At 72.7% G+C, this 21,708-nt stretch carries 18 protein-coding genes; 4 read left to right on the forward strand and 14 right to left on the reverse strand.

What is annotated here, in order from left to right:
• Positions 1-229: 229 nt before the first annotated feature.
• From MTQ01_RS23645 to MTQ01_RS23670, 7 genes are all read right to left on the reverse strand, one after another.
• The gene (locus tag MTQ01_RS23645; protein ID WP_247492897.1) at positions 230-985 is read right to left on the reverse strand and encodes an SDR family oxidoreductase; all 756 of its coding nucleotides are present in this window, start codon (positions 983-985) and stop codon (positions 230-232) included.
• A 38-nt stretch (positions 986-1,023) separates the two neighbouring features.
• Positions 1,024-1,785, reverse strand: a complete 762-nt coding sequence (gene fabG, locus MTQ01_RS23650; RefSeq protein WP_247492898.1) for a 3-oxoacyl-ACP reductase FabG — start codon at positions 1,783-1,785, stop codon at positions 1,024-1,026.
• A 101-nt stretch (positions 1,786-1,886) separates the two neighbouring features.
• Positions 1,887-2,270, reverse strand: coding sequence for a DUF3037 domain-containing protein (locus MTQ01_RS23655; protein WP_247492960.1), 384 nt, complete (start codon positions 2,268-2,270; stop codon positions 1,887-1,889).
• A 5-nt stretch (positions 2,271-2,275) separates the two neighbouring features.
• Positions 2,276-3,148, reverse strand: coding sequence for a HipA family kinase (locus MTQ01_RS23660; protein ID WP_247492899.1), 873 nt, complete (start codon positions 3,146-3,148; stop codon positions 2,276-2,278).
• Positions 3,149-3,454: 306 nt separating this feature from the next.
• The gene (locus MTQ01_RS23665; protein ID WP_247492900.1) at positions 3,455-4,945 is read right to left on the reverse strand and encodes a carboxylesterase/lipase family protein; all 1,491 of its coding nucleotides are present in this window, start codon (positions 4,943-4,945) and stop codon (positions 3,455-3,457) included.
• A 399-nt stretch (positions 4,946-5,344) separates the two neighbouring features.
• Positions 5,345-5,473 (reverse strand): LPFR motif small protein, encoded by a 129-nt coding sequence (locus tag MTQ01_RS25050; protein WP_308294437.1) that lies wholly within the window; start codon positions 5,471-5,473, stop codon positions 5,345-5,347.
• A 422-nt stretch (positions 5,474-5,895) separates the two neighbouring features.
• On the reverse strand, positions 5,896-6,879 hold the full coding sequence (locus MTQ01_RS23670; protein WP_247492901.1) for a helix-turn-helix transcriptional regulator: 984 nt from the start codon (positions 6,877-6,879) through the stop codon (positions 5,896-5,898).
• A gap of 197 nt (positions 6,880-7,076) precedes the next feature.
• On the opposite strand from MTQ01_RS23670, the gene MTQ01_RS23675 reads away from it, so the two are divergent.
• Positions 7,077-7,286: a hypothetical protein gene (locus tag MTQ01_RS23675; protein ID WP_247492902.1), complete on the forward strand. Its 210-nt coding sequence runs from the start codon at positions 7,077-7,079 to the stop codon at positions 7,284-7,286.
• Between the two features lie 668 nt (positions 7,287-7,954).
• Positions 7,955-9,823, forward strand: a complete 1,869-nt coding sequence (locus tag MTQ01_RS23680; RefSeq protein WP_247492903.1) for an AfsR/SARP family transcriptional regulator — start codon at positions 7,955-7,957, stop codon at positions 9,821-9,823.
• Between the two features lie 127 nt (positions 9,824-9,950).
• Here the strand turns inward: MTQ01_RS23680 and MTQ01_RS23685 are convergent, their stop codons facing one another.
• The 7 genes from MTQ01_RS23685 to MTQ01_RS23715 form a co-directional block, all read right to left on the reverse strand.
• Positions 9,951-11,780, reverse strand: a complete 1,830-nt coding sequence (locus tag MTQ01_RS23685; protein WP_247492904.1) for an ABC transporter ATP-binding protein — start codon at positions 11,778-11,780, stop codon at positions 9,951-9,953.
• A complete protein-coding gene (locus MTQ01_RS23690) occupies positions 11,777-13,801 on the reverse strand; it encodes an ABC transporter ATP-binding protein (protein WP_247492905.1) in 2,025 nt (674 codons plus the stop codon). Before MTQ01_RS23690 ends, MTQ01_RS23685 begins: the two co-directional genes overlap by 4 nt.
• Complete coding sequence (locus tag MTQ01_RS23695; RefSeq protein ID WP_247492906.1) at positions 13,798-15,837, reverse strand: condensation domain-containing protein; 2,040 nt, start codon at positions 15,835-15,837, stop codon at positions 13,798-13,800. The genes MTQ01_RS23690 and MTQ01_RS23695 overlap by 4 nt, the downstream gene beginning before the upstream one ends.
• Positions 15,838-15,946: 109 nt before the next feature.
• Positions 15,947-17,143, reverse strand: a complete 1,197-nt coding sequence (locus tag MTQ01_RS23700) for an acyl-CoA dehydrogenase family protein (RefSeq protein ID WP_247492907.1) — start codon at positions 17,141-17,143, stop codon at positions 15,947-15,949.
• Positions 17,136-18,398: a type III PLP-dependent enzyme gene (locus tag MTQ01_RS23705; RefSeq protein WP_247492908.1), complete on the reverse strand. Its 1,263-nt coding sequence runs from the start codon at positions 18,396-18,398 to the stop codon at positions 17,136-17,138. The genes MTQ01_RS23700 and MTQ01_RS23705 overlap by 8 nt, the downstream gene beginning before the upstream one ends.
• Positions 18,395-19,906: a class I adenylate-forming enzyme family protein gene (locus MTQ01_RS23710; protein WP_247492909.1), complete on the reverse strand. Its 1,512-nt coding sequence runs from the start codon at positions 19,904-19,906 to the stop codon at positions 18,395-18,397. Before MTQ01_RS23710 ends, MTQ01_RS23705 begins: the two co-directional genes overlap by 4 nt.
• Positions 19,900-20,154, reverse strand: coding sequence for a hypothetical protein (locus tag MTQ01_RS23715; protein ID WP_247492910.1), 255 nt, complete (start codon positions 20,152-20,154; stop codon positions 19,900-19,902). The genes MTQ01_RS23710 and MTQ01_RS23715 overlap by 7 nt, the downstream gene beginning before the upstream one ends.
• An 876-nt stretch (positions 20,155-21,030) precedes the next feature.
• On the opposite strand from MTQ01_RS23715, the gene MTQ01_RS23720 reads away from it, so the two are divergent.
• The gene (locus MTQ01_RS23720) at positions 21,031-21,282 is read left to right on the forward strand and encodes an acyl carrier protein (RefSeq protein ID WP_247492911.1); all 252 of its coding nucleotides are present in this window, start codon (positions 21,031-21,033) and stop codon (positions 21,280-21,282) included.
• Entirely contained in the window at positions 21,275-21,646 is a 372-nt protein-coding gene (locus MTQ01_RS23725; RefSeq protein ID WP_247492912.1) for an inorganic diphosphatase, read from the forward strand. Before MTQ01_RS23720 ends, MTQ01_RS23725 begins: the two co-directional genes overlap by 8 nt.
• Positions 21,647-21,708 lie beyond the last annotated feature (62 nt).

Genomic DNA, 21,708 nt, shown 5'->3' on the forward strand with positions numbered 1-21,708 from the left:
TCGGTAAAGCAAGGGGAGTGGGGGGAAGTTGCCGACCGTGGGAGCAGGTCCGGCCGTACGCGGGCGCGGGGACGTTTCGGCAGGTCGGCGAGCCAACAGGAGGTGGAAGCCGTACCGCAGCCCCCACCCGCGCTGAATCGACTGCTCAACCATGGTGTGTTTGACGGCCGATGTCCATGCCCGCGGCTCCCCGGATGGCCCGCCGCACGCTCCGGGGAGCCCTTGTGCGTCAGGCGACTCCGGCGTTCAGGAAGAGCCCGCCGTCGATGACGAGCGTCTGACCGGTGATCCAGCCCGAGTCCTCGGAGGTCAGGAAGGCCACCGCGCCGCCGATGTCCTGCGGCACTCCGAGGCGGCCGAGCGGGTAGCCGGTCTGCGCCTCCTCCTCGCGGCCCTCGTAGAGCGCCGCCGCGAACTTGGTCTTCACCACCGCGGGGGCGATCGCGTTGACCCGCACCCCGGGCGCCATCTCGTGGGCGAGCTGCAGCGTGAGGTTGATCATCGCCGCCTTGCTGATGCCGTACGGGCCGACGAAGGGCGAGGCCGAGATCCCCGCGACCGAGGCGACGTTGACGATCGTCCCGCCGTTGTCGCGCTGCCAGGCGGCCCACGTCTTCTGGGCGAAGCCGAGGGCGGAGATCACGTTGGTCTCGAAGACCTTGCGGGCCACTCCGAGGTCGGCGTCGGCGATCGGGCCGAACACCGGGTTCGTACCGGCGTTGTTGACCAGGTGGTCGATACGGCCGTACTCGGAGATCACGTGCTCGACCGCGCGCGCCTGGTGCTCCTCGTCGTGCGCCTTGCCCGCGACGTAGGTGGCGCGGTCGGCGCCGAGTTCGGCCACGGCCTCCTTCAGCGGTTCCTCGTTGCGCCCGGTCAGGCACACCCGGTCCCCGCGGGCCACCAGGGCCCGTGCGATGCCGTAGCCGATGCCCCGGCTGGCGCCGGTGACCAGTGCGACCCTGCCGCTGTCCTTGCTGCTCATGCTCTGTCCGTCCTCCTCGTGCTCGCTGGGCGCCCTGGTCAGTCGAGTGGCCCGCCGGCCACGTACAGCACCTGGCCCGAGACGAAGCCCGCACGCTCGTTGGTGAAGTAGGCGACGGCGTCCGCGATGTCCTCGGGCCGGCCCACGCGCTGGACCGGGATCTGGGTGGCGGCGGCGGCCTGGAAGTCCTCGAAGCCCATGCCGACCCGGGCGGCCGTGGCCGCGGTCATGTCGGTGGCGATGAAGCCCGGGGCGACCGCGTTGGCGGTGATGCCGAACTTGCCCAGTTCCTTGGCGAGCGTCTTGGTGAAGCCCTGGAGACCGGCCTTGGCGGCGGCGTAGTTGGCCTGGCCGCGGTTGCCCAGCGCCGAGCTGGAGGAGAGGTTGACGATACGGCCGAAGCCGGCGTCGACCATGTGCGCCTGCGTGGCCCTGGACATCAGGAACGCGCCGCGCAGATGCACGTTCATGACGGTGTCCCAGTCGGACTCGCTCATCTTGAACAGCAGGTTGTCGCGCAGGACTCCGGCGTTGTTCACCAGTATCGAGGGGGCGCCGAGCTCCGCCGCGACCCTCGCGACGCCCGCCTCCACCTGCTCGGCGTCCGAGACGTCGCAGCCGACGGCCAGCGCACGGCCGCCCGCCGCGGTGATCTGCTCGACGGTCTCCGCGCAGGCGCCCTCGTCCAGGTCGAGGACGGCCACCGCACGTCCCTCCTCGGCCAGCCGTACGGCAGTGGCCGCACCGATTCCCCGCGCCGCGCCCGTCACTATCGCGACGCGCTGCTCAGTGGTCGACATGCTGCTTCTCCTCGCCCTCGATTGGTGAGCAACCGCTTAGTAGCCACCGGAACGTGACGCTAGAAGGCGGCCACCGTGCTGTCAACGCCCATCCGGGCCACTCAGCGCACCAGCGTCTCCAGCAGCCGCCGCACCTCGGCCGCGGGGTCGACCGTCAGGCCCAGATGCACCGGCCCGGCCCGCAGCACGGTGCTGCGCGGGGCGACCAGCCAGCGAAAGCGCCGCCCCGGCTCGTCACCGGCGGCCTGCCCGGCCGCCGCGCCGCCCTCGGAGACGCAGACGAAGGCGCCGAGCGCGGCCCGGACGCCGACCACGTCCGCCGACGGGTCCAGTGCCCGCAGCCGCTCCTCGTCCAGATGCACCAGGGTCGCCAGGAACGAACGGGGCCGGCAGTAGAGGACCACCCCCGCGTTCATCTGCTCGCCCCGCTCCACCCGGGGAACCACCCGCAGCAGCGCGTACTCGAAGACCGCCCGCTCCGTCAGCCCGTTCACGCCCGGCCGCCCTTCGACTCGCCGCTCTCGGGCCCCCGGCGCTCATCCGATCCGGGCGGGTCCCCGGTGCGGCCGGTCAGCCAGCCGGGCGCCCGAGAGGGTCCGTCCGCGCTGCGCTCGCCGATGGTGATCCGCTCCCCCAGCCCCTCCAACCGGGCCGCCAGAGTGCGCACATGGGCCGCGCGCACCTCCTCCACCGAGTCGAAGCCCGGCTCCTCGCACAGCCACTCCCCCGGCACGTCGGCCACGCACTCGCGCAGCACCTCCTCGGTGACACGCGGCCCCAACTCCTGCTGCGCCGCCCCGATGTCGGGGCCGAAGGAGGCCAGCACATGGTCGGAGGCGTCGTAGGGGCGCAGCGCGGCCTTCGCCGCGGTCTGCCAGTTGTGCTGCCAGATCATGCTGGCACCGTGGTCGATCAGCCACAGATCGCCGTGCCAGACAAGCAGGTTGGGGTTGCGCCAGGAGCGGTCGACGTTGTTGATCAGCGCGTCGAACCAGACGATCCGCCCCGACTCCCGTGCCGAGACCGCGTACGCGAGCGGGTCGTAGCCGATGGAACCCGGCAGGAAGTCCATGCCGAAGTTGGCGCCGCCGCTCGCCTTCAGCAACTCCTGCACCTCCTGGTCCGGTTCACCGAGCCCGATGACCGGGTCCAGCTCCATCCGCACCACGTCCGGCACCCGCAGGCCCAGCCGCCGGGCGATCCCGGCGCTGATCACCTCGGCGACCAGCGTCCTGCGCCCCTGCCCCGCCCCGCTGAACTTCATGACGTACGTGCCCAGATCGTCCGCCTCGACCAGACCGGGCAGCGAACCGCCCTCTCTCAGAGGCGTGACGTAGCGGGTCGCGGTGACCTCTTTCAACACTTTCCCAGGCCCTCAATCTGTTCAGCCCTACGATCCACGGACGACAGCTCCGAGGTGTGATGGCAGGAATCATCGGCCGACAACCCTGAGGGGAATCAGGGGAGTTCCGGCCGGCGAGCCGACCCCTGGCTCCCCGAACAGACCGTCGACGGCGCCGCACCCCTTACTGCCGGCTTCCGGCGTGAAGTGAGCATAGTAACCGAGGGTAATTGGCGGCGACGAGTGGCAGAGCCCGGGGACCGCGTCACGACGGGCCGGCGCCCCGGGATCCAGGCGTTCCAAAGTCGCAGGAGCCGACCAGGGCAGTTACGAAAGGTCGAAGGGGGCGGGAAAGTGGCCTTCCCAGATTTGACGGGATACCTGTTCGGGGTAGGGCAGAGTCTTCGACTCGGCATCCAGGACTCGGGTGAGGTGCTCGCCGGGCCGGTGGGGGGACCAGCCCGGGTCGCCGGTGGTGACGAATCGGACCCATGCCTCCCGGAGTTCGCGGGAGACCGCGACGGCCTCGGGCGTGGGCTCCTCCCCGATGAGCTGAGTGCCGACGTGGCTGCCCAGCGTGCCGAACGCCAGGGGCACGTCGAGGCTGTGGCAGGCGCCGAGGATGCCGCCGAGGACCGGCGTCACCCAGCACAGTTCGAACAGGTAGGAGGTGCCGCCGGCCGAGGCGTTCGCCTCGGCCAACTTCTGTGACGGCATGCGGAAGAGGGCGTCGGAGTACACCGTCTCCACCAGCTCCTCCGGGCCCGCCTGCGGGAACGCGGCACGGTAGGCCCGCGCGCCGTCCGGTTGGGGGGCGAGCAGTTCCAGGGCTGCGCGGGCATCCTCCTCGGTGAAGGTGCCGTACCGCCCGCCCATCACGCTGAAGTACCGGAACTCGTCCCGGGTGTGGCCGACGAGCAGTTCGGTCCCGCTCGCGCGCCCGCCGGTCAGCGCGGGCCAGGGCGTCTCCGGGAGGACCTCGCCGTCGACGACGGGGCACAGCGCGGTGCCGGTCTCCGTGAGGCGCCCCCAGCTCTCCCGGTGCGCCTGGAGGCCGGCGTTGAAGGAGGTGAGCTCGGCGGCCAGCTGCCACGGGTCGATGTCGCGCAGGGCCTCAGCGGTGGGGGCTGCCGCGCCGAGCCGGTCCGTGAACGCGGCGGTGGCCCGACGTGCCAGCGCGGGGGTGCTGTACAGCCCCGGCACCGAATGGGCGATCGCCCGCCGGAAGAGTCCGCGTGCGGACTCCATCGTCAACAGGGCGGCGACCGAGCCCGCCCCGGCGGAGAGCCCGCCCACGGTGACCCGGCCGGGGTCGCCTCCGAAGGCGGCGATGTTGCGCTGCACCCACTCCAGTGCCGCGATCTGGTCGAGGAATCCGCGGTTGGGCGGTGCATCGTCGAGGAACGCGAATCCCTCGGCGCCCACGCGGCAGTTGATTGTCACCACCACGATTCCCGCCTCGGCCAGTGCTGCCGGGTCGTACATCGGGTCGCTCGAAGCCGCCGCGAGGTAGCCGCCCACGGGTATCCACACCAACACCGGCAGCCCCGCCGCGCCGGGATCCGGGGTTCCGACGTCGAGCGTCAACCAGTCGGTGCCTTGAGGGGACACATCGATCGGCAGGGACAGCGGCACCAGCGGGCCGAACTCGACCGCCTGCCTCGTCCCCTGCCAGCTGTGCGGCGGCGCCGGCGCGGCGAACCGGAGCGCCCCGACCGGGGGCTGGGCGTAGGGGATGCCGCGGAACACCGCGTGCCCCTGGCGCCTGCGCCCCTGCACCACGCCCTCCGCGGTCCGCACCTTTGGCTCTTCGGACATGACGAGTCCTCTCCTCGCGATCGGGCAGTGCGTCCAAGCCGCTCCAGGGCAGTGCGCAGGCCGGCACTCCTGCGCCAGTCCTTGAACGGTTCACCTCCGCTCGCACGGCGGTTGCGGTGTCCTTGCCCGCCCCGAAGTCGCCGGACGGCGCAGAGAGGCGGCACGGTGCGGTGCTTGTCGTCGGCGGGCGGCGCCCTGCCCCTGGCCCGGACATCTGCCGGTCGTTCAACGCCACAGGCGGTGACCACGCTTCGAGGACAGCCTCGAGCACCGTGCTGCACACACGGAGTTCCCCCTACCCGCGAGGCGGGCAGGGGGAACTCGGACGAGGTCGGGTGCCGTTCCGGCAGTCGAGGAGAACCGTGTGCTCCAGTGACACCGGCCTCTCGCGCCTGCGGCTCAGTGTCGGCCCCGGGCGGAGCTGGAAGCCCCGCTGAACAGTCGGGCCACAGCCCGGAACGGCAGCGTGACGACCGTGGCGATCGCCCCTCCGACAGTCCGGAGCACATCTGCGATTGCCTTCAACACGGTGAACCTCCGTTCTCCAACGCAACTGCGCCAGATCTGGCTTGCCGCTGCACGGCCGGTCGTTGAGCGCATGCCCGACGACCGGACGAGGAAACACAGCCGGGAGCCGCACCGACCTCATGGGGCGGATCCCGCACGCTCCGCTGTCGGTGGGCGCCCAGCCTTCGCGCCTCCGGCCGGGGTTCACGCCGGATCGGAAACGCTCCGGCCCCTCGGCAGCACGACACAGTCCGATCCCTGATTGCCGGTCACGTCTGCAATCTCGGGCGCACGTGTCTGTGCACCGCCCGCGCGCAGCGACTCGTCGCGCGTCGGACACTGCGCCGCAGTGCGCCGTGCGCGGCATCGTCCGCCTGGGCGGCAGCAAGGACGGGCTGAGCCGGCCCGCGTACCGCTCGTGCTCCCGTGGCGGGGCCCGGGGCTCAGTCCGCGTGCTTGTGCTGCTCGCTGTCCGCGGCTCCGACGAGGCCGTTGAGGGCCGCGGTGACGCCGGCCTGGAAACGGCTGGTGGCGTTCAGCTCTTCCATGATCTCGGCGATGTGCCGTCGTACGGTGCGCAGCGACATGCCCAGGCGGCGGGCGACGGTCTCGTCCTTGAGGCCGGTGGCCAGGAGGCGCAGGATCGTCTCGTCCACCTGTCGGGAGACCTGTTCGAGGCCTTCGCTGGCGGCGTCCGCGAACGGGGTGGCGGTGTCCCAGGTCTGCTCGAAGACGTCACAGAGGTAGCCGACGGTGTCGGGCTCGCGTATGACGACGGCGCCCCAGGATTCGTCCTGCAACGGGATGTAGGCGCTTGTGCGGTCGAAGACGATGAGTCGGCCGAACAGTGCGTGGGCGGTGCGGTACTGACCGCCGAGGGCGGAGGCCGCGGCCACGTAGGCCTGGCTCGGAGCGTTGAATCGGGCCGTGTGGTGGTAGAGGGTGCGTATGCTGACGCCGCGTTCCAGGAGGCGGCTGTCGCGGGCGATCGCTTCCTCCATCGCCTCCGGTACGCGGTAGCCGCCGCCGGGCTGGGAGCTGATCATCTCGGTCCGGCACTCGTCGGAGGCCCTGTTCAGGCTGGCGCGCACCTCCTCCAGGCTGTTGATCACCTCGAAGGCGCGGGCGTCCGGGGGGCGGTGCTCTTCGTAGGAGGGCCAGAAGCCGGCCAACTCCTCCTCGTAGAGGGCCAGTTGGTCCTGGTGCCGGCGGATGCGGGCCTCGTGGGGAGCGGCCCGCCGGGCCAGAGCCGTCTCCGGAGCCCGGGCGAATCCGACGGCGGGATCGTCGGGTGAGCGGTAGACGAGGTGCGCATCGAGGAGGCGCTGAATGCTGTCGGTCACTTCTTCGCGGGAAGCCTCTAACTCCGCCATCGCGACGTCGGTGCGCAACGAGCGATTTCGCAGGACCCAGGTGTAGACCCTCACGTCGATCTCCTTCAACCGCGCCCCTCGGGAAGAGATCTGACCCATATCCCACATTTGTTTCTCTGACACCTTACTGCCACGCAACTTGCTGATGGGTTGTCGACCTGGAGCAGACGCAACTCGTGAACCACTCTAAATGGTGCGCCCACGCGATCGATCACGGGCGTTTCCCCCGCAGCCTCCGTAGGAAGCCATACATGACACGTTCGACGCTCCGCCGCTGGACCACGGTTGTCGCTCCCGCCGCCCTGGCAGTCGTCCTGTCCCTCTGCGCGCCGACCTCGTCCGTCGCCGCACCGCAGCCGAGCCCGGGCGCGGCCCAGGCGTCGCCTCCGGAAACGCAGACGGCGACGGCGGTACGGGGCGACAACGCCTGCGACGACGACAGCTCGTGGGGCGGACGCTGAGCCTTCTCGGGCGACGCTGACCCGCGTTCGCCCGCGGACGGTGGATCTCCCGGGATCCGGCTCCCGCGCTCCGTTCCCCGTTCACGGCTGTCCCTCGAGTTCGGAATGGGTGGTGCGCCATGTCCTCGCAGTTCGGACCGTCGGATCCGGTACGCCGTTCCCGCGCCGGCTCCCGCGTCGGCGCACAGTCCGCCGCACCCACCGGCTCCTCGGCTCGGCCGCCTCTGCGCCGAACTCCCTGCGGCCCGTCCCGGGATGACGGGTGAACCCGCTGAGCGGTACGACCCCGCCCCGGCGCCCGCCCGGTTCGAGTGACCGCGGTGCCGGGCCGGCGACGGAGCGCCCCGGAGCGTCGCCGGGGAACCCGGCCGCCCGCGCGCTGATGACGTCCGCCGCCCTCGCCCCGAAGGCCGTTCCCCCGCAACGGGCCGGTCCACCGGCGGCTGCCCGTCGAAGGGCACCGCAGCGGGCCGGCAGAGCTCCGCTGCTCAAGGCCCGGCGCCCCCGGTTCGCACTCCCGGCCGGCCCTCCCGCGCGTACCGATCGCGGGCGTGCGGCGCTGCACGGACGCGCCGGCCCGCGTCCCCGAGCGACGCCGACTCCCGCCGCGCGGCGGTGACGGATCACCACCCTCTGCGCCAACGCAGCTCTCTCCACTGGAGGTTGGATTGCCCGGGCTTGGATTCGACGTACTCGGCGAGGTGCGCGCCTATCGGGACGGGACGGAGCTGCCGCGGCTCGGGGCGCCGCAGCAGCAGAGCACCTTGCTGGTGCTGCTGCTGCTCGCGGGCCACGCCGTCTCGATGAGCCAGCTCGTCCGGGCGCTGTGGGGCGAGGAGCCCCCCGCCGCTGCCGTGCGCAGCATCCGGACCCACATCTGGCGGCTGCGCGGACTCCTGGGCAGCGACGGTGCGCCCGCCCGCGAACTCGTCTCCGTCGGTGACGGCTACCGCCTGGACATCGACGCATCGGCCGTGGACGCCAACCGCGCGGAGTCGGCGCTGAAGAAGGCGGCGCGGCTGCGGCTGGCCGGACAGTCGGACGCGGCGGGCGACACTCTCGACGAGGCGCTGCAACTGTGGCGGGGCGACCCGCTCGCCGGGGTGCCGGGCCCCTTCGCCGAGCGACAGCGCGATCGGCTCTCCGAACTGCGTCTGACGATGGTCGAGGAGCACCTGGAGCTCGACATCGCCCGTGGCCGCCACCAGATGACCATCCTGCGACTGCGGGAGCTGGCCGACGCGTACCCGCTGCGCGAACGGCTGCACGGCCTGCTGATGCGGGCGCTGTACGCCGCCGGACGTCAGGCGGACGCGCTGGCGGTCTTCGGCGCGACCCGCACCCTGCTGGTGGAGGAGTACGGTCTCGAACCCGGGCCCCAGCTGACGGAGCTCCACCAGCGCATCCTGCAGGGAGATCTGCGTCTGGCCACGGTCACCGAGACGGCCGCGCCGGTTCCGCCCGGTCCCGACCGCCTCGTCCCGGCGCAGTTGCCGCCCGATCTGCCCGACTTCACCGGACGCAGGTCCGAGGTCGACGAACTGTGCGAGCTGCTGACGCGAAGTCCCGGCAGCGCGCCGCCCGTTGTCTCCCTGACGGGTATGAGCGGTATGGGCAAGAGCGCGCTGGCGGTGCACGTGGCTCACCGGGTTCGAGAGGCCTACCCGGACGGACAGCTCTTCTGCGGTCTGCGGGGCACCGGCGACCGTCCCGCTCGCAGCGGTGAGGTGCTGGCGGGGTTCCTGTCCGCGCTGGGAGTGGACGCGGTACCGGCCGGAACTGCGGCGCGCTGCCGGATGTTCCGCTCGCTGCTCGACGGCCGGAAGATGCTGCTGGTGCTGGACGACGCGCGCGATGCCGACCAGGTGCGGGACCTTCTGCCCGGCTCGCCGAGCTGCGCCGTGCTCGTCACCCACCGCGCGCGGCTGGCCGGGCTGCCTCTCAGCCGCCAACTGGGCCTTCGCGCCTTCGGTCCGCACGACTCGTTGGAACTGCTCGGCCGCACCCTCGGACGGCAGCGGATCGACCGGGAGCCCGCACAGGCCTCGCTCCTCGCCGACGCCTGCGGAGGGCTGCCGCTGGCGCTGCGCATCCTGGCGAGCCGATTGGCGGCCCGTCCTGACTGGCCGCTGGCCGCGATGGGCGAGCGCCTCGGCGACGAGCGGCGCACCGTCGCGGAACTGCAGGTGGGCGGGCTCGCGGTGCGCGGCGCACTGGAACCGGGCTACCGGCGGCTGCCTCCCGTACAGGCCCGCGCTCTGCGGTTGCTCGCGACGGGCACGAGCGAGCGGATCACGGTCTCCGCCGCCGCAGCCGTACTCCACGCGGACCGGTTCGAGGCGGAGGACGTGCTCGAAGCGCTCGTGGACGCGGCCCTGTTGGAAACCTCGACGCCCGGCAGCTACACCATGCACCCCCTGGTGCGCTGCTTCGCCCGCCATCACGCCCGGGCGGAGGCCGCTGCCAAGCTCCGCACCGCGCCCGCCGTCTCCCCCGCCTCGCGCCGGGCCGGGCTCGCCACGATTCTGCCGAAGTGACGCCGGTACGCGGCGCGTTGTTCGCCGGCCCGGGTCGCCTGCGGGCAACCGCCGGCGCGGCGGGGCCGACCGGTGCCGCCGGTCCCGGTGACGGCACGTCGGCCCCGTCGGCGACGGCGCGGCGAGATCAGCGGACGTCCTTCTCCTGGTACGCCGCGGCCTGGGTTCGGTAGGCCTCCGCGTAGCGTCCGTCCGCGGCCATCAGCTCGGTGTGGGTGCCCTGCTCGGTGACGCGCCCGCCGTCCAGGACCACGATGTGGTCGGCACCGCGCACGGTGGAGAAGCGGTGGGAGACCAGCAGGGTGGTGCGGCCCGGGTCCGCGCGCGCCTGCCGCATGAACACCTCGTACAGCTCGTGCTCGGCCAGCGGGTCGAGCGCGGCCGTCGGCTCGTCCAGGACGAGCAGCAGCGGGTGGCGGCGCATCAGTGCACGGGCCAGCGCCAGGCGTTGCCACTGGCCCTGGGAGAGCTCCACTCCCCCGTAGACGGTGCCGAGTTGGGTGTCGGGCCCGTCGGGCAGCCGGTCGACGATCGCGTCGGCCCCTGCCTCGTGGATCGCGCGCTCGACCTCCTCCCGGTCGTCCATCGCGTCCGGCTCGCCGATGCCGACGGTGTGCCGGACCGGCAGCTGGAAGCGGACGAAGTCCTGGAACGCTCCGGTGAGGCGTCGGCGCCAGGCCGTGGTGTCCAGTTCGTCCAGCGGCACGCCGTCGACCGTGATCCTTCCGGCGGTGGGCGCGTACATCCCGCTCAGCAGCTTGACCAGGGTGGACTTGCCGGCGCCGTTGACTCCGACCACGGCGATCACGGATCCGGGACGGAGCGTCAGGTCCACCCCGGACAGGGCCGGCTCCGGTGCGCCGGGGTAGGTGAAGTCGAGGTCGTGCACGCGGATGCCCTGCTTCAGCGCGCCGGGTGCGGTGCGGGTGCCGGTGGGCTGCCGCAGACGGGCGTGGGCCAGCAGCCACAGGTAGTGGTCGGTGGTGTGGCCTGCCTCGGCGACCCGGGAGAAGCCGTCCACGGTGCCGCGGATCTGGGACCGCAGCTGGGTGCCCAGTGTGATGACCAGCATCAGGTCGCCGAGGGAGGCCGCGTCCTCGGAGACCAGCCGGGCGGTCAGGACCAGGGCGGCGATGAAGCCGGCCGCATAGCAGACCCAGCCGGTGAGCTGCCAGACGATCGCGCCGAGCCGGGCCCTGAGAACGGCGTTGGTCACCCGGGTGCGGGCGCGGTGGGCGGTCTCGTCGAGTACGGTCCCGGCCCCGGTCAGGTAGATCTCCTTGCCCGACTCGGGCGCCAGGAACATGCGGTGGACACGGTCCTCCAGGCGCTGGTCCTCGGCCGTGGCGGCACGGGCGGCCGCGAGGCTCTGCCGGGCCCGTTTGGCCGCCCACAGCGGCGGGAGCGCGAGCAGCGCCAGCACGGCGAGGGCAGGGTGGACACCGGCCAGCAGCCACACCGACAGCCCGGCGCTGATCACGCCGATCACGGTGTCGGACAGGGACCAGCAGGAGCCGGCCAGCGCGGGGGTGTGGCGGCGCAGCATTTCGAGGCGGTTGAGGTAGTCGGGACGTTCGAGGTGCTCGAGGGTGGGGATGGCGGCGGTGGCGGTGAGGATCTCCCGGTTCACCTCCAGGTCCACCCGGTCGGTGAGGTCGTGCTGGTAGTTGTACCGAACCCTGTTGCCGGCGGCGGCGGTGACGTGGGCGACCACCCCGATCAGCACGGCCGGGGCCAGGGCGCCGAGCAGCTGCCCGCCGGCGCTCTGCGCCGAGTCGACAACCCAGCGCTGGCTCAGGCCCGTTGCCGCGACCGCGCCCGTCTGCGCGAGTGCGAGACCGACGACGACGGTCACCACGAGGGGGTCGATGCGCCAGGACAGGGCGAAGGTGTGGCGTGCGGTGCGCAGGGTTCCGGCCCCGGGGACCGCCGCGCCCGGTGAACTCCCGGCGCTCATCGTGGGGCTCCCTTCCGACCGGACCGGTGACCGGACCGGTGCTCGGTGGGTTGATCGGCGCGGCGCTCGGTGGGGTGGTCAGCGCGGTGATCGGTGGGACCACCGGTACGGCGGCGGGTGTCGGTGAAGCGGGCGGCCTGGAGTGCGAAGAGGCGGGCGTACTCACCGCCGGCGTCCAGCAGTTGGCGGTGGGTGCCCTGCTCGGTGACCCGTCCGGCTTCCAGCAGGGCTATCCGGTCCGCCTGCCGCACCGTCGAGAGGCGGTGCGAGATGAGCACCACCGTCGCTCCGCCGACCTCGGCGACGACCTGGCGGTGGAAACGGGCCTCCGCCTGGACGTCGAGGTGGGCCGTCGGCTCGTCCAGGACCAGCAGGTCCCGTCCGTGCTCGACGGCGAAGACCGCGCGCGCGATGGCGACGCGCTGCCACTGGCCGCCGGAGAGGTCGGTGCCCCGCTCGCGGTCGGCGCTGAGCACGGTGTCGTAGCCGTGCGGCCACTGCGCGGCGAGGCTGTCGACGCCGGCGCGGCGTGCGGCGGCCCGGATCCCCTCCTCGTCGTGACGGTGTTCGGGCGCCGAGAGGGCGATGTTGTCGGCGAGGGAGAGCGGGTAGCGGTTGAAGTCCTGGAAGACGACGGCGACGCGTTTGCGCCACGCCGACGCCCCGGCCTCGTCCAGCGGCCGTCCGTCCACCCGCAGCCGTCCGTCGGTCGGACGGTAGAGGCCGGCGATCAGTTTGATCAGTGTGGTCTTGCCGACGCCGTTGTGGCCGACCAGCGCGAGGACTTCGCCGGGGCGGACGGTCAGGTCGAGACCGTCGATGACCGGGTGCCGGCTGCCGGGGTAGGCGAAGACGAGACCCTCGGCGCTCAGCGTCGCGGGGCCGGCCGCACCCGCGACGGCCGGTTCGGCAGGCGGGACGTCGGTGACGTTGGACGCGGTGTTCTCGCGATGGGCGGTGTTCAGCCGCTCCATCGCCCGGACCGCGCCGAGGCCGTACTCGATGTCGAATGCTTCGCGCCCCATGGAGGCGATCTGGAAGACGCCCCACGCGGCGACGATCACGGCCATCAGATCGCTGACCGGAAGGGTTCCGCGAGCGGCGGCCAGCCCCGGCAGGAGCAGCGCCGAGCCGGCGGCGACCGCGGCCAGCAGAGCGATCCAGCCCTGCTGGCGCAGGATCCCCCGGCGGGCCGACCAGATCGTCTGCGCCCAGTCCAGCACTTCGCGCGTGCGCCGGCGGACCACCCACTCGTGCAGGCCGAAGAGCCGGATCTCCTTGGCGGCCGGCCCGGTCGAGGCCACGTCGCTCCAGTACTCCGCCCGGCGGCGCATGCCCTCGCGCTCGTCGCGCACCTCGGCCAGATGGACCCACCAGCGGCGGATCAGCGCACGGTTGACCAGGCAGACCAGGAGCAGAGCGGCGGCCAGCCACACGGAGAAGGACACGGCGATCACGGCGGCCGAGCCCAGCGCACCCAGGAAGCGGAAGCACAGGCGGAGTTGGCCGACCGCCGCGGTTCCCGGCGATCTGACCCGGCCCTCGCCGACGTCGGAGGCACGAGCGGCGTCGTCGGCGAAGACCGGGTCCTCCAGATGCGCCATGCTCGACGGCGCCATGGCCAACCGGCGGACCCTGCGCCGCATGCGCGCGTCGACGCGTCCGGCCGTGTACTGCTCCAGGGTCCTGCCCACCGAGGTGAGGACCTCGTCGGCCACCAGCAGCACGGAGATGGCGACCAGCGGCCCCGCCACCGCCGAAGCGCTCCCGCTTCCGGTGGCGGCGCCGGTCAGCCCGGCCACCAGCCAGCCGGTGGCCATCGCGGTGAGGGCGGGCACCGCGGCCGTCCACAGATGGACCAGGATCAGCAGCGCGCTGACGCCGCGTTCGGCGGCGGACAGCCGCAGCAGGTCGAGTCGGTCGCTGAGCAGCGAGCGCTGCGCCCGCCACCGGGGCGTACGCCGGGTCGCGGTCTTCGCGGGGCCGGGAAGCCGGGCCGCAGGGGGGTTGCCGGTGCTCATCTGTCGCGGTCCTCCCGGTGCGCGACGCACAGATCCGCCACCGCGCGCAGGGGCCACGGTCCGAGCAGATCGTCCGGGTTGGGACCGGAGAATCCCCGCAGTGCGAGGCGCTGCACCACTGCCGGTGCGAGGACGGCGGTGCCTCCCTGCTGCGCGTAGGAGAGGTCCAGGTCGACGGGGGCGCCGGCGATCGCTGCGGATACGGCCTCCGCCAGCGCCCGGTCTGCTGCTCGGCGGCCGGTGGTGCGACTGTCGGCTCCACGGCGGTCGGCGGCGGAGGCGGCGGAGGCGGATGTGCGGCTTTCGGTGGTGGTGGGCTGCTCGGCAGCGGCGGCGGACGCCGGTAGTGGTGACGACCCGTCGAGCCAGCTGAACTCGTGCGGGCAGACGAGGTCCACCTCCTCGCGCAGAGCGCCGAGGACGCGGTGGCGCACTTCCGGTTCTGCGCTCGGCCTGCCGACGAGCCGGGCGATGAGCACGCGTTCACCCGTGGGGCGTTCCTCGACGCCGACCGAGGCGGCCTCGACGCCTTCGACCGTGCGGATGAGCGTCGCCAGTTTGGCCGTGTTCACCCAGCTGTGATCGATGTGCACCCAGCCCTCCGGGTACTGGGCGACCGGCAGTGCGAACCGTTCGACCACCTCCGCGACCGTCGCCCGCGCCAGCTCGGGTTCGTCGGCCAGCGCGATGAGGAACTGCTCCATCCCGGTCAGCATGCTCCGAATCCGAGGTCGCTCGACGACAGTCCGGTGCGCGATGAGGTCCAGGACCGCTTCGCCGCCGCGCGGAAAGCTCCTCAGGCTGAGGTCCGCGTACTCGTCGCGCCACAGACATTCGAGTTCTTCGATCTCGGTGGGACGGGCGGGGCCGGCGGTCTTGCGCAGCTCCTTCTCGAAGCGGCTGCTGAAGTTCACGACGGTGCCGAGCCGGATCGAGTGGCCCCGGCGCGCCTCCACCCGTGCCTTGAGGTCCCGGAAGTGCAGATAGGAGTAGCGTGCGCGCCTCGCGCCCACCAGGGTGCGGTTCTCGGTCTCGGCCATCAGCTCGGCGATGGTGGCGTCCCCTCTCGGGTGCACGGAGACCAGCGCCTCCTGGAAGAAGCAGCCGACCGAGCGCTCGAAGCCGCGAAAGCGGTTGGAGAAGTTCGTCTTGAAGACGGTCCTGGGGTTTCCGGACAGCGCGGCGACGGCGATCGAGAACGTTGCCGAGAGCGCCGAGGAAACGCTCGACCTCGATTCCCGGCGCATCCTCTGCAGGGCCAGCAGCAGCCGGGAGGAGTGAAGGCAGGTCCTCAGGTAGTGACTGCCGACTTCGGCGTGCGAACCGGCGATGAAGCGAAAGCGGGGGAACTGCGCGGCCGGCGCGGAGGAGAGCACGTCCTCGCAGTGCCGCAGGGCGCTGCCGTTCCGGGCGTCCCACGATCCCGAGTGCTGCTCCCGTGCGAGCGCGGCCGGTTGCAGGCTCGCCGTGTCCCGCTCGGGGGTGCTCGGCGGAGCGTCGGCGGACGGGGGCAGTCCGAGGTACCTCTCCAGGTCGGCTCGCATCACCGGGAGGCTCACTCCGTCCGCCGAGATGTGGTTCAGCAGCAGGACGAGAGTCTTCGCGCGGTTGTTCTCCACCGTGAACCCCACCCGCAGCGGCAGGTCCACCGACTGGACCATCGGTGGGCCGAAGAGGGCGTGGAAGACCGCGTCGACGTCCTCCGGTTCGTTTCCCTCCCGCCGAAACGGAACCGGATTCTCGAACCGCTCCAGCACCGACTGGAAGGGGATGCCGTCCTGGCCGGTCGGATAGACCGTGCGCAACGCCTCGTGACGGTGCATCAGTTCTCGCACGGCCGGTACGACCGCACTTTCCGGCACGCCTTTCCCCGGTACGCGCACGGTGAACTGAATCTTGGCGCTGTCGACGACCGGGAGCGGGAGGTGGTACTGGTACCAGTACGGCTCCTGGGACCACATGAGGGGCGCCCGGGTCTCTTCGACACGGGGCGTGGTCCGCGGTTCACCGCTCCTTGGGACGTGCCGCTGGGTCATGACGATCCTTTCGGCGACCGGACCGAGCCGGCGCACCGCTCGTTTCGAGATCGGCGCAGCTGCCGGCGCCGGCCGGCGCGGATGTCCGCCGCAGGCGGTGCCGGCCGGGTCACAGCAGCTTCACGCCGCGGTCGAGGAGACACAGCGCACCGTTGGCGGTCCACAGGCGGTCGTTGGAGTAGTTCAGCGCGGCCGAGCGCAGATCCCGCAGCGTCCGCTCCAGCGGCACGGGCGAGTCCGCGCTGTACCCGACAGTCAGGCCGGCGAGCTGCACCATGCGGTCGACCGCCCGGTAAGTGAGCTCCGAGGCAGCCGCCTTCAGGGAGTTGAGGTGGATCTGCACCTCGGCGGCGTCCGGTCGCGAACCCCGGGCGCGCACCTGCTCCACCTCTGCGCGCACTCCGCCGAGGTACCCGCTGACCAGCTCCAGATCGAGCCTGATCCGACCGAGCCGCTCGCGCACCAGGGAGGAGGAGAGGCGCTCGCGCTGCTCTCTGCCGAGCCAGCGCACCAGGGCGGAGAAGGAGGAACGGGCGGCACCGAGCCAGCAGGCGCTCCAGGCCAGGTGCCCCACCGGGACCATGCTGTCCAGGGCGACCTCCCGGAAGCCTCCGGACGGCCCGACGACCTGGTCCGGGGGCACCGCGCCGGAGAGTCTCAACGCGCCGCTGGCCGTGCCCCGCATGCCGAGGGTGTTCCATCCCCCGGTCGCCTCGACCGTGAGCGCGGCGCGGTCCGCGTAGACCAGGCTGACCTCGTGCTCGCCCGCGTCGGCACTCTCGCGCATGGTGACGAGGAACCCGTCTGCGTGCTGCCCGCCGGTGACCACCGGGGCCTCTCGGCCGAGCAGGAGTTCCTCCCCCGCGCCGCGTTCCAGGGCGTCCGCGGCCGAGAGCAGATGGCCCCCGGTCGCCGTGCCGGTCGTGACGGACGCCAGGTACACCTCGCCCGCAGCCACCCGCGGCAGCAGCTCCGCGGCCAGGCGCGGGCCGGCGTGCCGCACCAGCACATCGACCTGCTGGCAGTGCATCGCCCAGATCATCGCCGTGGACAGGCAGCCTCCGGCGAGGCGCTCGGCCGTGCGGACCAGGTCGGCCAGATCGCCGCCCGCGCCGCCGTACCGGCGTGGCACCAGCAGGCCGAGTTGGCCGGCGCTGCGCAGCGCCGCGAGGTTCTCCACCGGGAAACGCGCGTTGCGGTCGACCTCCGCGGCGTTGGCGGCCAGCAGGGCGACGAGCGCGTCCGGGACGTCGGGCGCCGCGCTGTCGCGGACGCCGGGGGCGGAAGGGGTGCGGTGGTCAGACACGGGGAGCCACTTCCTCCGAACTCACGGCCAGACGACGGGCGCTGCGGACACGAGCGCCCTCGACGACGACCTCGACCGGACCGGGGTGGCTCAGAAAGCCGAGCAGGCTCGCGGTCGGGCCGTAGGCGCCGGTGTTGGGGACGGCGAGCAGCTGACCCGGCCGCGGGTCGACCAGGCGAGCCGAGGCGTTGAGCACGTCCAGCGGTGTGCAGAGCGGGCCGACCAGTGTCACCGCCCGCTCCTCGCCGCCGTCGCTCGCGCCGACGGCGGCGGGCTGGGCACGGGGCGACATCAGCCGGCCGAGGCCGGACATCCCGCCGAGCACGTTGACCCCGGCGTCCAGCACCACGAAGGTCCGGCCGCCGGAGGTCTTGACGTCGAGGACCGTGGTGAGCAGGGTGCCGGCGGTGGCCGTCAGATAGCGGCCCGATTCGAAGAGGATGCGCGGCCCGCCCCGGTGCCGGCCCGGGAACGCGGCTTCCAGTTCGCCCTCCAGGCCCGCCGCGAGGTCCGGATGGCGGGCCAGCGTGCCCGGCCGCGCCATGGGCGCCGGGAACCCCCCGCCCAGCGCGAGCAGTTGCGGGGCGAGATCCGCCGCGTCGCACACGTCCCGGACGGCGGCCAGGGCGTTGCGGAACTCCTGGAGCAGCGCGGCGGGGTCCTCGACGTTGCTGGCGCTGAAGGTGTGGGTGCCGACGGGCCGGGCTCGGCCGCGAGGCCGCAGCAGTGCGGCGATCTCCTGCCGGTTGGCCACGTCGGTGCCGAACGCGGTGGGTCGTCCGGTCATGCGCAGCGAGCCGCGGGCGCTGCCGCGAGGGGTGTTGAGCCGCACCAGGTACTCCGCGTCCACACCTGCCCGGCCGCAGGCGTCGGCGAGTCGGTCCCGGTCGGCCGGCGACTCCACCGAGAAGCAGCGCACTCGGGCGGACAGGGCCTGGGCCAGCTGCCGCGGGTCCTTGCCCGGGCCGGTGTACATGATCCGGTCCGGCGGGCAGCCGGCGGCCAGGGCGGCGGCGAGTTCGCCGGAGGAGCTGACCTCCGCGCCGGCGCCGCCGGCCAGGAGCCGGGCGACGACCTCCGGGTGCGGATTGGCCTTTAGCGAGTACAACAGGCCGCCGTCGGCGGGCAGATCGGCGGTGAGGGACTCTGCGGCCGAGGCCACCGCGTCCAGCTCGTAGACGTACGCGGGGGTGCCGTACTGCCGTGCGATCCGGGTGAGCAGGGAGGCCCTGTCGGCGTCGTCGGGGCGGCTCATCGCGCCCGCCCCGGCGAGCGCAGCGCCTCGCGGTCCACCTTGCCGTGTGCCGTGCGGGGCAGCTCCGCCAGTACGACGCAGCGGTCCGGTGCCCGCGCGGCGCCGAGTCGTTCCACCAGGGCACGCAGCACCTCGCCCGCCGCGAGATCGGTGGCCGCCCACACGGTCAGCACGCCGGCCGCGTCGGGCGGGGCCGCGGCCGCCGACCGCACCCCGGGGACGTCGAGCAGGGCCGTCTCCAGCTCCAGGGTGCTCATCCGCCAGCCACGGTGTTTGAAGATGTCGTCGCTCCTGCCGAGGAACCAGAGCCGCCCGTCCGGGTCCATCCGGCCGGTGTCGCCCGTGTGGACAGCCGTGCCGTCGCCGTCCGGGGAGGGGCCGAAGCGGCGTGCGGTCTCCTCGGGGGCGTTGCGGTATCCGGCCATGACGTGCGGGCCGGCCGACACGATCTGTCCCACGGTGCCCGGCGGTTGCGGGCGACCGCGGTCGTCCACGACGAACAGCCGGGTGCCCGGCAGGGCCCGGCCGACGGTGCCCGGATGTGTCAGGTCCTCGTCGGGGTCGGCCACCGTGATGCGCTTGCACTCGGTCATCCCGTACATGCACACCAGGGAGCTTCCGGGAAACGCGGCACGGACCCGAGCGGCGTCCGCACCGACGAGCGCCGCTCCCGTGTTGGTCAGCAGCCGGACCCGGGTGGGGCGCGGATCGCGCTGGGCGAGCCTGGCCAGTACGGCACCGTAGGCGGGTACCAGGGGCAGCACGCTGGCGCCCGCCTCGCGCAGCCTGGCGGGCTCGTCGGCCGACAACTCCCCCGGCGGCAGCACCAGTTCGGCGCCGGCCAGCGCGCAGAGGAAGAACTGGTGGAGCCCGTAGTCGAAGGAGAGCGGCAGGCGGTTCCAGACCACGTCGTGCGGCTGGTAGCCGAGGCGCTCGGCGATGGCGCGGGCGGCGAAGACCACCGCACGGTGCGGGCAGACGATGCCCTTGGGGCGTCCGGTGGAGCCCGAGGTGTAGAGCAGCAGCGCCTCCGCCTCTCCGCGGACTCGCCGGGGCGCCCGGGTCGGGGGACGACCGCCGTCGCACAGCAGAGCGGAGCTGCGGACCGCGGTGCTCCCCGCGGCGGGCGGGGCCGGCACGTCGTCGTCGACCGCCACGAGCACCGGCCGGGCGTCGCTCAGCAGATGGGAGAGTTCGAAGTCGCTGCTGCCCGGCCGCGCCGGCACCAGGGAGCAGCCGGCTCGCAGTACGCCGAAGAGCAGCGCGGCGAACTCCCGGCCCGGCCGCAGCAGCGAGAGCACCCTGGCGCCGGGCTCGACGCCGCGCTCGGCGAGCCGGTCGGCGACCGTCCGACTGGCCGCGGACAGACGGCTCCAGGTCCAGGATCCGGTGGCGTCGCGCACCGCGGGGCGCGAGCCGTGCAGCTCGGCGGCCCGGTCGAGCAGGTCGACGAGGTCGGCGGGTTCGGTCGGGGCCGCAGCTGCGGCGGGAGCGGGGCCGGTCACCACTCGCCGTCACCGCCGAACCCGGCCGTAGGGTGCTGGGGGCGGCCGGGCAGAGCGTTGATCGGCACGGCACCGGCGTTCGCCGGAACGACCGCAACGGCACCGACGACTTCCGTGAATTCCCGGGAGGCGGCCCGTACGCCTTCTGCTCGGAAGGAGAACAGCCCGCTTCGGAATTCCGGCGGGTATTCGGAATGCACCGACATCCTGGCCTTCTCCACCGCGCACTCCGAAATCACAGCCGGGCTCATCACTCTCGCACCTCGGAATTCGGACGGGTACGCGTCTCGCATTCCACGCGGACGCGTCGCGAATTCTCGGGCGGGACCGTCGGTCTCTCCTTCCGCCACAATCTAGGGCCGGCGGATATACGTCCGATCTTCGATCGATCAGCGTCTGGGACACAGTCCGCACCTCCACCCCGGAGCCGTCGCCGCCGGCTGTCGAGCGAGTGCGGCACACGGGGTGCGGGCCTGGGCAGGAGGCGGCTCGACGCGACGGTTCCGCGGCCTCGCCCGGGGTCCCGCGCGACCCGTGGGGCCGCCCGGCCCGTCGGTGCCGACCCGCGGCCGGCCCGCCGGGCAGCGGGTCGGCGGCGCAGACCTCGGCGTACGGAGGGCTCCGCCCGCGTTGACCCCCGGGGCGAACCGGCAGGCGCGTTCGGAAGCGCGGGCGGACAACATCCCCACGGAGCACGGGTGTTGACGGGGCTTCGGCCGCACCGCCGCAGCATCCGCCGACGGGGCGGCAGCCGGCCGGGGTCCGTTCCCGGCCCGGAGCCGCGCACCGTGTCCCGGTGGGTGGTGCGGCACCGGTGGTGCGGTGCGGCGCCGGAGGCCGTCCGCGCTGCCCCGCGCCCGACCCGTACGACGGGCCGCGCGGCGCCGACCGTCGTACGGACCCCACGGCCTCGTACGGACGCCGGCCCTCGTACGGCAGGAGCCGGACCGAACGGATCCGGGCGGCGTTCCGACCCGACACGCAGGGCTTTGCCCGTCGTCGGCCGGCGCGGGCGACAGGAATGTGCGCCCTTTGCCCCGGCGTCCTCGCGGGCGTCTCGGGCACTGGAACAATGGAACGGGTTCTGCGACGATTCGAGTCGCCACCGGAATGCGAAGGGCTTATCCATGGACAGGCGCGAAATCGCCGATGTCGTGCGCGCACGAATCGGTGAACTGCTCGACGACGCCCGCGACATCGAAGACGGGGACATCCTCGCCCACCACGGTCTCAACTCGCTGCTCAGCGTGGAGCTGACGCTCCGCATCGAGGAGGAATTCGACATCGCCTTCGAGGACGACGAGCTGAGCTTCGAGAACTTCGAGACGTTGCGGAGCATCACCGACCTGGTGGCCGGGAAGGTGAGCGTTCGTGGCTGAGCAGGAGAACGCGACGGGTGGCGGAGCGGGGTTCTTCGACCACCTCGACGGGCTGGTCGCCTCGGCCGAGCTGGTGGTCGACCGGCCGAAGGGTTCGCGTCACCCGCGCGTTCCCGAGGCCGTCTACCCGGTCGACTACGGATACCTCGACGGGACCACCGGCGGCGACGGCGACGGGGTCGACGTCTTCGCGGGCAGCACGCCGCAGGCCGGTGTGGTCGGGGTCTTCGTGACCGCCGACCCGATCAAGCGCGACGTGGAGGTGAAGATTCTGCTGGGCTGCTCCCCCGCGGAGATCGAGCAGGTGCAGCACCTGCTCAACGACGTACTGGAGATCGGCGGCCTGCTGGTGCCCCGCCGGTAGCCCGGAAGGCCCGGAGACTCGGAGCGTCCGGTCACCGGAAAAGCCCGCCCCTGCAGACGCGC

Source organism: Streptomyces sp. XM4193 (assembly GCF_023072595.1).
GTDB lineage: Bacteria > Actinomycetota > Actinomycetes > Streptomycetales > Streptomycetaceae > Streptomyces.

What these genes read in the sequence shown, in the direction of transcription:
- MTQ01_RS23645 (WP_247492897.1), bottom strand. Translation starts at nt 985, where the DNA reads ATGAGCAGCAAGGACAGCGGCAGGGTCGCACTGGTCACCGGCGCCAGC.
- fabG (WP_247492898.1), bottom strand. Translation starts at nt 1,785, where the DNA reads ATGTCGACCACTGAGCAGCGCGTCGCGATAGTGACGGGCGCGGCGCGG.
- MTQ01_RS23665 (WP_247492900.1), bottom strand. Translation starts at nt 4,945, where the DNA reads ATGTCCGAAGAGCCAAAGGTGCGGACCGCGGAGGGCGTGGTGCAGGGG.
- MTQ01_RS23675 (WP_247492902.1), top strand. Translation starts at nt 7,077, where the DNA reads ATGACACGTTCGACGCTCCGCCGCTGGACCACGGTTGTCGCTCCCGCC.
- MTQ01_RS23685 (WP_247492904.1), bottom strand. Translation starts at nt 11,780, where the DNA reads ATGAGCGCCGGGAGTTCACCGGGCGCGGCGGTCCCCGGGGCCGGAACC.
- MTQ01_RS23690 (WP_247492905.1), bottom strand. Translation starts at nt 13,801, where the DNA reads ATGAGCACCGGCAACCCCCCTGCGGCCCGGCTTCCCGGCCCCGCGAAG.
- MTQ01_RS23695 (WP_247492906.1), bottom strand. Translation starts at nt 15,837, where the DNA reads ATGACCCAGCGGCACGTCCCAAGGAGCGGTGAACCGCGGACCACGCCC.
- MTQ01_RS23705 (WP_247492908.1), bottom strand. Translation starts at nt 18,398, where the DNA reads ATGAGCCGCCCCGACGACGCCGACAGGGCCTCCCTGCTCACCCGGATC.
- MTQ01_RS23715 (WP_247492910.1), bottom strand. Translation starts at nt 20,154, where the DNA reads ATGAGCCCGGCTGTGATTTCGGAGTGCGCGGTGGAGAAGGCCAGGATG.
- MTQ01_RS23720 (WP_247492911.1), top strand. Translation starts at nt 21,031, where the DNA reads ATGGACAGGCGCGAAATCGCCGATGTCGTGCGCGCACGAATCGGTGAA.